1 rRNA gene is annotated in these 3,084 nt (G+C 52.8%); it reads right to left on the bottom strand.

What is annotated here, in order from left to right:
* Nucleotides 1-22 precede the first annotated feature (22 nt).
* Nucleotides 23-2,956 (bottom strand): 23S ribosomal RNA (locus J2S05_RS20410).
* Between the last annotated feature and the right edge of the window lie 128 nt (nucleotides 2,957-3,084).

Raw genomic sequence — 3,084 nt, 5'->3', positions numbered from 1 at the left:
CCACACTGTCTTTTACACCATGTTGGATAAGTCCTCGACCGATTAGTATCTGTCCGCTCCACGTGTTGCCACGCTTCCACTCCAGACCTATCAACCTCATCATCTCTAAGGGGTCTTACTGGCTTACGCCATGGGAAATCTCATCTTGAGGGGGGCTTCATGCTTAGATGCTTTCAGCACTTATCCCGTCCACACGTAGCTACCCAGCGATGCTCCTGGCGGAACAACTGGTACACCAGCGGTGTGTCCATCCCGGTCCTCTCGTACTAAGGACAGCTCCTCTCAAATTTCCTGCGCCCGCGACGGATAGGGACCGAACTGTCTCACGACGTTCTGAACCCAGCTCGCGTGCCGCTTTAATGGGCGAACAGCCCAACCCTTGGGACCTACTTCAGCCCCAGGATGCGACGAGCCGACATCGAGGTGCCAAACCTCCCCGTCGATATGGACTCTTGGGGGAGATAAGCCTGTTATCCCCAGGGTAGCTTTTATCCGTTGAGCGACGGCCCTTCCATTCGGCACCGCCGGATCACTAAGCCCGACTTTCGTCCCTGCTCGACTTGTAGGTCTCGCAGTCAAGCTCCCTTATGCCTTTGCACTCTTCGAATGATTTCCAACCATTCTGAGGGAACCTTTGGGCGCCTCCGTTACTGTTTAGGAGGCGACCGCCCCAGTCAAACTGCCCACCTGACAATGTCCCTGACCCGGATCACGGGTCGAGGTTAGAATGTCAGCACCGTCAGGGTAGTATCCCACCAATGCCTCCACCGAAGCTGGCGCTCCGGTTTCAAAGGCTCCTACCTATCCTGTACAAACGATACCAACATCCACTATCAGGCTACAGTAAAGCTCCATGGGGTCTTTCCGTCCTGTCGCGGGTAACCTGCATCTTCACAGGTACTATAATTTCACCGGGTCTCTCGTTGAGACAGTATCCAAATCGTTACACCATTCGTGCGGGTCGGAACTTACCCGACAAGGAATTTCGCTACCTTAGGACCGTTATAGTTACGGCCGCCGTTTACTGGGGCTTCAATTCAGAGCTTCTCCCGAAGGATAACCCCTCCTCTTAACCTTCCAGCACCGGGCAGGTGTCAGCCCCTATACTTCGCCTTGCGGCTTCGCAGAGACCTGTGTTTTTGCTAAACAGTCGCTTGGATCTTTTCACTGCGGCTCTCTCGGGCTTGCACCCTAATAGAGCACCCCTTCTCCCGAAGTTACGGGGTCATTTTGCCGAGTTCCTTAACGAGAGTTCTCCCGCGCGTCTTAGAATTCTCTTCTCGCCTACCTGTGTCGGTTTGCGGTACGGGCACCTTCCACCTCGCTAGAGGCTTTTCTAGGCAGCGGAGGATCAGGGACTTCGGTACTAAATTTCCCTCGCTATCACTGCTCAGCCGAACGGAAAGCGGATTTGCCTACTTTCCAGCCTAACAGCTTAGACGCGCATATCCATCAGCGCGCTCACCCTACCTTTCTGCGTCCCCCCATTACTCAAACGGTGGAGAGGTGGTACAGGAATATCAACCTGTTGTCCATCGCCTACGCTTTTCAGCCTCGGCTTAGGTCCCGACTGACCCTGAGCGGACGAGCCTTCCTCAGGAAACCTTGGGCTTTCGACGGAGGGGATTCTCACCCCTCTTTTCGCTACTCATACCGGCATTCTCACTTCCAAGCACTCCACTAGTCCTCACGATCTAGCTTCGCTGTCCTTGGAACGCTCCCCTACCACGAACACCTAAGGTGTTCATCCATAGCTTCGGTGATACGTTTAGCCCCGTTACATTTTCGGCGCAGAGTCACTCGACCAGTGAGCTATTACGCACTCTTTAAATGGTGGCTGCTTCTAAGCCAACATCCTGGTTGTCTGGGCAACTCCACATCCTTTGCCACTTAACGTATACTTTGGGACCTTAGCTGATGGTCTGGGCTGTTTCCCTCTTGACTACGGATCTTAGCACTCGCAGTCTGACTCCCGAGGATAAGTACTTGGCATTCGGAGTTTGACTGAATTCGGTAATCCTGTGGGGACCCCTCGTCCAATCAGTGCTCTACCTCCAAGACTCTTCCCTCGAGGCTAGCCCTAAAGCTATTTCGGGGAGAACCAGCTATTTCCGAGTTCGATTGGCATTTCACCCCTACCCACACCTCATCCCCGCATTTTTCAACATGCGTGGGTTCGGGCCTCCATTCAGTGTTACCTGAACTTCACCCTGGACATGGGTAGATCACTCGGTTTCGGGTCTACGACGGCGTACTCAATGCGCCCTATTCAGACTCGCTTTCGCTACGGCTCCGCCTCTTCAGCTTAACCTTGCACGACATCGTAACTCGCCGGTTCATTCTACAAAAGGCACGCCATCACCCGTTAATGGGCTCTGACTAGTTGTAGGCACACGGTTTCAGGATCTCTTTCACTCCCCTTCCGGGGTGCTTTTCACCTTTCCCTCACGGTACTGGTTCACTATCGGTCACTAGGGAGTATTTAGCCTTGGGAGATGGTCCTCCCGGATTCCGACGGGGTTTCACGTGTCCCGCCGTACTCAGGATACACTCCGGAGGAAACGAAGTTTCGGCTACGGGGTTGTTACCCTCTCTGACGCATCTTTCCAGATGCTTCACCTACTCCGTTTCTTTATCACTCCAATGGAATGTCCTACAACCCCTGAAGGCAAGCCTTCAGGTTTGGGCTCTTTCCGTTTCGCTCGCCGCTACTCAGGAAATCGATTTTTCTTTCTCTTCCTCCGGGTACTTAGATGTTTCAGTTCCCCGGGTCTGCCTCCTCGTATCCTATGTATTCAGATACGGGTACCATTCAATTAAAAATGGTGGGTTCCCCCATTCGGATATCCTCGGATCAAAGCTCACTTACAGCTCCCCGAGGCGTTTCGCCGTTCGTCGCGTCCTTCTTCGGCTCCTAGTGCCAAGGCATTCACCGTGCGCCCTTTCTAACTTAACCAATTTGATTTCAGATCATCTGACGATGTCATTCATCAAGTATGGTGTATATAAAGACTCGCTCACATCTATAGAGATGATTGCGTTGTGTGTGTTTTGCATTGCACGATTTAGTTTTCAAAGAACCAT

This window comes from Alkalicoccobacillus murimartini (genome assembly GCF_030813245.1).
GTDB classification, from domain to species: domain Bacteria; phylum Bacillota; class Bacilli; order Bacillales; family Bacillaceae_D; genus Alkalicoccobacillus; species Alkalicoccobacillus murimartini.
Note: the sequence above shows the minus strand (reverse complement) of the source record. Positions and strands in the feature narration are given on the sequence as shown.